Here is a 6,052-nt window from a genome sequence, read left to right as displayed (position 1 = left end):
GTATGTGCTGATGGCGCCGATCGAGGTGGCGCAGGTTGCGACGGTCAACGTCAAACGCGGAGACCGGGTGACACCGGGCATGCCAGTGGTGACGCTGGAAGATGCCGACGCCAAGATCGCCGTGGCGCAGGCGCAGGCCGCACTTGCGCAGGCCAAAGCGCAGCTTGCCGACCTTCAAGTGGGCAAGCGGCCGGAAGAGATCGCCGTGCTCAAGGCACAGGTCGATATGGCCAAGGCCCAGGCCGCCGACGCCAAGCGCAAATACGACCGCGCCAGCGACCTCTACAAGCGCGGCACCGGCACCCAGGCCGACTACGACACCGCCTCCGCCACGCTTGAGACCGCCAATGCGCAGGTCGGCCAGGCCGAGGCCAATCTCGCCGTCGGCGGCCTGCCGGGGCGGGCCGAGATGATCAAGGCGGCCGAGAACCAGGTCAAGCAGGCGCAATCGGAATTGGGGCAGGCCGAGTGGCGCCTTTCCAAGCGTGTGCTGGCAGCGCCCTCCGGCGGCCGCGTCAACGATGTCATCCGCAATCCCGGCGACACCGCCGGGCCGACCGCGCCGGTGGTCTCGATGCTGCCCGACGGCGCCATGAAGCTCAGCGTCTATGTGCCGGAGACCGCTTTCTCGTCGGTGAAGGTCGGCACGCTGCTCAGCGTGCGTTGCGACGGCTGCGGGCCGGATCTGAAGGCGCGCGTCAGCTATGTTTCGCCCGATCCGGAGTTCACTCCGCCGGTGATCTACTCGCTTCAGAACCGGCAGAAGCTGGTCTATCTCGTCGAGGCACGGCCGGAAGGCGATACCAGTGCGCTGCAGCCCGGCCAGATCGTCGACGTCGACCTGGCGGACCTCGCAAAATGAACGTCATCGACGTGCGCGGGCTGGTCAAGCGCTTCGGCGACAAAACCGTCGTCGACCATGTGACGATGACGGTGGCCGAGGGCGAGATCGTCGGCTTCCTCGGGCCGAACGGCTCGGGAAAGACGACGACCATCCGCATCATGTGCGGACTTTTGACGCCGGACGAGGGCGAAGGCACGGTGCTGGGTTTCGACATCCGGGCCGACACGCTCAGGATCAAGCGCGAGGTCGGCTATATGACGCAGAAATTCTCGTTCTACGAGGATCTGACGATCGGCGAGAATCTCGAGTTCGTGGCGCGGCTCTATCAGCTGAAGCCGGTCGAGGAATATGTCGCCCGCACGCTCAGGGAACTCGGCCTGGCCACGCGCCGCAACCAATTGGCCGGAACGCTTTCCGGCGGCTGGAAGCAGCGGCTGGCTTTAGCCGCCTGCATCATGCACAAGCCGAAGCTGCTTCTGCTCGACGAGCCGACGGCGGGCGTCGACCCGAAGGCGCGGCGCGAGTTCTGGGACGAGATCCACAGGCTGGCGGGCGGCGGGCTGACGGTGCTGGTCTCCACCCATTACATGGACGAAGCCGAGCGCTGCCACCGCATCAGCTACATCTCCTACGGCAAGCTGCTCGCCACCGGCACGGTGGACGAGGTGGTCGAGAATGCCGGGCTCACCACCTTCGTTGTGCAGGGACCGCGGCTCGACCGCGTGGAAGAGGCACTGCAGGGCCGCCCCGGCGTCGACCAGGTGGCGCCGTTCGGCGCCACGCTGCATGTCGTCGGTTCCGACAAGGCGGCGCTGGAAAAGGCGCTTGGCGATGTCGAGAAGGAGCACAAGGGCGTGACGGTGACGCCCGGCGAGACCAGCCTGGAAGACGTGTTCATCCAGTTCATGGCCGGCTCGAAGGACAACATGACATGAAAGATGGCCTGAGAGCGGTCTTCTCCTTCGCCAGGCTCGGCGCGCTCCTGATCAAGGAGTTCATCCAGATGCGGCGCGATCGTATCACCTTCGCCATGATGCTGGGCGTGCCTTTGCTACAGCTCGTGCTGTTCGGCTTTGCCATCAACAACGATCCGAAGAGCCTGCCGACGGCGCTGGTGGCGATGAGCAACGACCAGTACACGCGCGCCATTGTCTCCGCCCTGCAGATGACCCGCTACTACCGTTTCGACCATGTGGCCGAAAGCGCGGCCGAGGCCGAAATGCTGATGGCCAAGGGCGCCGTCTCCTTCGTCGTCACCATTCCGGCCGACTTTGCCCGGCGTGTTGAGCGCGGCGACAACCCGCAGATCCTGATCGAGGCCGACGCGACCGATCCGTCGGCGGCGAGCGGCGCTATCTCGACGCTGGGCACGGTGGCGAGCCAGGCGCTGCTGCGCGCCCAGGGCATGCAGGCGACCGCCACTGAGGCCGCCAAGCAGCAGCTGCAGGTGGTGGTGCACCAGCGCTACAATCCCGAAGGCATCTCGCAATACAACATCGTGCCCGGCCTGCTCGGTGTCATCCTGCAGATGACCATGGTGATGATGACGGCGATGGCGCTCACCCGCGAGACCGAGCGCGGAACGATGGAGAACCTGCTCGCCATGCCGTCCAGCCCGGCCGAGATCATGCTGGGCAAGGTGCTGCCTTTCCTCGTCGTCGGCGCCGTGCAGGTGGTGGTGGTGCTGGTGGCGGCGAAGCTTTTGTTCGGAATCCCCTTCGTCGGCAGCCTGACGCTGCTGCTCTCCTCGGTGCTGGTCTTCGTGCTTTCGCTGGTGCTGCTCGGCTATACGATCTCGACCATGGCGCGATCGCAGATGCAGGCGATGCAGCTCACCTTCTTCTTTTTCCTGCCGTCGCTGCTGCTCTCCGGTTTCATGTTCCCCTATCGCGGCATGCCGGGCTGGGCTCAGATCTTGGGCGAGATCTTCCCATTGACGCATTTCCTGCGCATCACCCGCGCCGTCATGTTGAAGGGCGCCGACTTCAACGCGGTAGCCGCCGAGATCGGCTGGCTGGCGGTGTTCGCGGTGGCATTCGCCGGCGCCGCCCTGCTGCGCTTCCGGCGGACACTGGATTGAGCGAGGCACGGCGAAAAAGGTTTGACGCTGGAGGGACAGCACCCCCCTCTGCCCTGCCGGGCATCTCCCCCGCAAGGGGGGAGATTGGCAGCTCCGGCGTCGTCGCCCCTCCTGCAACGTTATTGATTGGCGAAAGCGGCGGCGACGGCTGATCTCCCCCCTTGCGGGGAGATGGCCGGCAGGCCAGAGGGGGGTGTGACGGATCGCGGCCTGTGTGTGGAGTCGCAGCAGCACCGCCTAAGCTGCAGCCATGATCTCGGCATAGGTGCCGAAATCGACATTGCCGCCGGAAAGCACCACGGCGACGCATTTGCCGGCGAGGTCGATTTCGCCGGACGAGAGCGCCGCGAGCGCGACGCAGCCGCCGGGCTCGACCACCAGCTTCAGGTAGGCCATGGCGTCGCGCATCGCCTGCGCGGCGGCCTTGTCGGAGACGGCGATGGCGCCGGCGAGGTTCCGGCGGTTGATCTCGAAGGTGATGGCGCCGGGCTCGGCGGTGAGGAGCGCATCGCAGATCGAGGTATGACCGGGTTGGTTCGAGACCCTTTCGCCTTTGGCCAGCGAGCGGCGCGTGTCGTCGAAATGCTCGGGCTCGACCGCCCAGACGGCGGTGCCCGGCGAGGCGTCCTTGACGGCGACGGAAATGCCGCTCGACAGGCCGCCTCCACCGCAGGGGATAACCACCGCGTCGAGGCTGACGCCGAGCGCCTTCGCCTGCCGCATCAGCTCCAGCCCGATCGTGCCCTGGCCGGCGATGATGGCCGGATCGTCGAAAGGCGGCACCAATGCCATGCCCATCTCGACATAGGGGCGAACGACCGTCATGCGGTCGTCCTTGAAACGGTCGAACGGCACCACCTCGGCGCCCATCTTGCGGACATTGCCGACTTTGAGCGCCGGGGCGTCGACGGGCATCGCAATGACCGCCTTGACGCCGAACATCGCGGCCGAAGCGGCGACGCCCTGCGCGTGATTGCCGGAAGAAAAGGCAACGACGCCGCGACTGCGCTCTTCTTCGCTCAGCGACGACAATTTGTTGTAGGCGCCGCGGATCTTGAAGGAGCCGGTGCGCTGCAGCGTCTCGGGCTTGAACAGGATGCGGCCGCCATAGCGCCTGTTGAGCTCCGGCGATTCGATAAGCGGCGTCTCGACGATCAGGCCGGAGAGCCGCGCGGCGGCGGCGTGGATGTCGGAAATGCCGGGCAGGGCGGTCATGGCGTGGGGCCTCGCGGAAGAATGGGACCGCCTATGGTGCACGGAAATTATCCCGGCGCGCCAACGAAAAAATGTGATGGGTACAATGTTGGTGATGACGGACGGCGAAGCGCGTAATCTCCCCCCTTGCGGGGGAGATGGCCGGCAGGCCAGAGGGGGGTGCTGTCCCGCCGACATCTCAGCCGATCAATGCTGAATACGCTCGCAAGTTGCCAGGGCTGCTCTACATTTGCCGGAAAGGACAGAGTTCCTTCACACCCCCCTCTGTCCTGCCGGACATCTCCCCCGCAAGGGGGGAGATTGGCAGCTTCAACGCCGATGCCCTTCGTGACGAAGTACGACGCCTCACCCCAGCAGCGTGCGCGTCCGCTTCTTGCCGCCGAGCTTGCGCCAGCTGTTGAAGCGATGCGTGGCGGCGGCAAACGAGATCTTCATCTGCTGGGCGACCGAATAGCGCGACTTGCCCTCGTCGAACATGCGGTAGCAGCATTCGACGCCCTCTTCGGTCAGCTTGCCGTCCAGCGTCTTGTTGTGCGGATTGGCCGGATCGAATTTTTCGATCTGTTCCTCGACCAGACCCTTGAGGCGCTGCAGGTCGGCCTCGATGCCGGCGATGAGATCGAGAACGGGTTTCACATCGAATGCGTGCGGGAGCTTCTTTTCCGTCATCCTTGCTTCCTTCGATTTCGATTGACGCGCCTCATATAGGTGAACATTCGGCAATAATGAAGGTGCGACGCTGGATCAACGAATTCCGCCTGTCCCGCCGTGTTCACGATTGACCCTCGGCGTCCAAGCACCTAGTTTAGAACTATTCTAAATTAGGGTGATTTCCTCATGCTTTCCCGTGTTTTCGGCTTCGGCCGCCGCTCCTTCGATTCGTTGTCGGAGCAGGAGATCCTGGCGCTGGCGATCTCTTCCGAAGAGGATGACGGGCGCATCTACCGCGCCTATGCCGACGGGCTGGCGGAAGCCTTTCCGCAATCGGCCAAGGTGTTCGAGGCGATGGCGGAGGAGGAGGACGGCCATCGCGATTCCCTCATCGAGCTCCACCGCAAGCGTTACGGCGAGCGCATTCCGCTGATCCGGCGCGAACATGTCAGGGGCTATTACGAACGCAAGCCCGACTGGCTGGTGCGGCCGCTCGGCATCGAGCATGTGCGCCGCCAGGCCGAGGAAATGGAGCGGCAGGCGTACCGATTCTATGTCGAGGCGGCCAAGCGGACCACCGACGCCTCGACGCGCAAACTGCTCGACGATCTGGCCGCGGCCGAGCTCGGCCACGAGAATTCCGCGCATGAGCTGGAGCAGACGCATGTCCCGGGCGAGGTGAAGGAGGAGGAGGCGAGCGCCGAGCAGCGCCAGTTCATCCTCACCTATGTGCAGCCGGGGCTCGCCGGACTGATGGATGGGTCGGTGTCGACGCTGGCGCCGATCTTCGCGGCCGCGTTCGCCACCCATCAAACGTTCCAGACTTTTCTCGTCGGTCTTGCCGCCTCGATCGGCGCCGGCATCTCGATGGGCTTCACCGAAGTCGCCTCCGATGACGGCAAGCTCTCCGGGCGCGGCTCGCCGCTGAAGCGGGGCCTCACCGTCGGCGTGATGACGACGCTGGGCGGGCTCGGCCACGCGCTGCCCTACCTCATCCCTTATTTCTGGACGGCCACGATCGTCGCCGCGATCGTGGTGTTCTTCGAGCTCTGGGCGATCGCCTTCGTCCAGAACCGCTACATGCAGACGCCATTCTGGCGCGCCGCCTTTCAGGTGGTGCTGGGCGGCGCGCTGGTGTTCGGCGCGGGCGTGCTGATCGGGAATGCCTGAGCGCTTTTTCCCTTCTCCCCCTGGGGGCTAGCGTGCGCACACATTTGCTTCGGGCTCATTTTTGCGAGGCCAGAACGAAGCCGTGTATGATG

The 6,052-nt window shown here is 65.0% G+C and carries 6 protein-coding genes; 4 read left to right on the top strand and 2 right to left on the bottom strand.

What is annotated here, in order from left to right; translation table 11 throughout:
* From EOA38_RS25135 to EOA38_RS25125, 3 genes are all read left to right on the top strand, one after another.
* The coding region (locus EOA38_RS25135) for an HlyD family efflux transporter periplasmic adaptor subunit (protein WP_127300493.1) at nucleotides 1–862 on the top strand (862 nt) is incomplete at its 5' end.
* The gene (locus EOA38_RS25130; protein WP_127300492.1) at nucleotides 859–1,779 is read left to right on the top strand and encodes an ABC transporter ATP-binding protein; all 921 of its coding nucleotides are present in this window, start codon (nucleotides 859–861) and stop codon (nucleotides 1,777–1,779) included. The genes EOA38_RS25135 and EOA38_RS25130, both read left to right, overlap by 4 nt.
* Nucleotides 1,776–2,924 carry an ABC transporter permease gene (locus EOA38_RS25125; protein WP_348627536.1) on the top strand — a complete coding sequence of 383 codons (1,149 nt, stop codon included), beginning with the start codon at nucleotides 1,776–1,778 and terminating at the stop codon, nucleotides 2,922–2,924. Before EOA38_RS25130 ends, EOA38_RS25125 begins: the two co-directional genes overlap by 4 nt.
* 237 nt (nucleotides 2,925–3,161) lie before the next feature.
* On the opposite strand, the gene EOA38_RS25115 is transcribed toward EOA38_RS25125, so the two are convergent.
* Together EOA38_RS25115 and EOA38_RS25110 are read right to left on the bottom strand one after the other, a co-directional pair.
* Nucleotides 3,162–4,139, bottom strand: a complete 978-nt coding sequence (locus EOA38_RS25115) for a threonine/serine dehydratase (protein WP_127300491.1) — start codon at nucleotides 4,137–4,139, stop codon at nucleotides 3,162–3,164.
* Nucleotides 4,140–4,484: 345 nt separating this feature from the next.
* Nucleotides 4,485–4,808, bottom strand: coding sequence for a hypothetical protein (locus tag EOA38_RS25110; protein ID WP_127300490.1), 324 nt, complete (start codon nucleotides 4,806–4,808; stop codon nucleotides 4,485–4,487).
* 168 nt (nucleotides 4,809–4,976) lie between these two features.
* Here EOA38_RS25110 and mbfA point away from each other — a divergent pair, with 168 nt between their 5' ends.
* On the top strand, nucleotides 4,977–5,960 hold the full coding sequence (gene mbfA / locus EOA38_RS25105; RefSeq protein WP_127300489.1) for an iron exporter MbfA: 984 nt from the start codon (nucleotides 4,977–4,979) through the stop codon (nucleotides 5,958–5,960).
* The last annotated feature ends 92 nt before the right edge of the window (nucleotides 5,961–6,052 follow it).

This window comes from Mesorhizobium sp. M1E.F.Ca.ET.041.01.1.1 (assembly GCF_003997355.1).
In the GTDB taxonomy this organism is placed as follows: Bacteria; Pseudomonadota; Alphaproteobacteria; order Rhizobiales; family Rhizobiaceae; genus Mesorhizobium.
This window is presented reverse-complemented; position numbering and strand designations above follow the sequence as displayed.

Coding starts and splice junctions, on each gene's coding strand:
- EOA38_RS25130 (WP_127300492.1), top strand. CDS start 859: ATGAACGTCATCGACGTGCGCGGGCTGGTCAAGCGCTTCGGCGACAAA.
- EOA38_RS25125 (WP_348627536.1), top strand. CDS start 1,776: ATGAAAGATGGCCTGAGAGCGGTCTTCTCCTTCGCCAGGCTCGGCGCG.
- EOA38_RS25115 (WP_127300491.1), bottom strand. CDS start 4,139: ATGACCGCCCTGCCCGGCATTTCCGACATCCACGCCGCCGCCGCGCGG.
- EOA38_RS25110 (WP_127300490.1), bottom strand. CDS start 4,808: ATGACGGAAAAGAAGCTCCCGCACGCATTCGATGTGAAACCCGTTCTC.
- mbfA (WP_127300489.1), top strand. CDS start 4,977: ATGCTTTCCCGTGTTTTCGGCTTCGGCCGCCGCTCCTTCGATTCGTTG.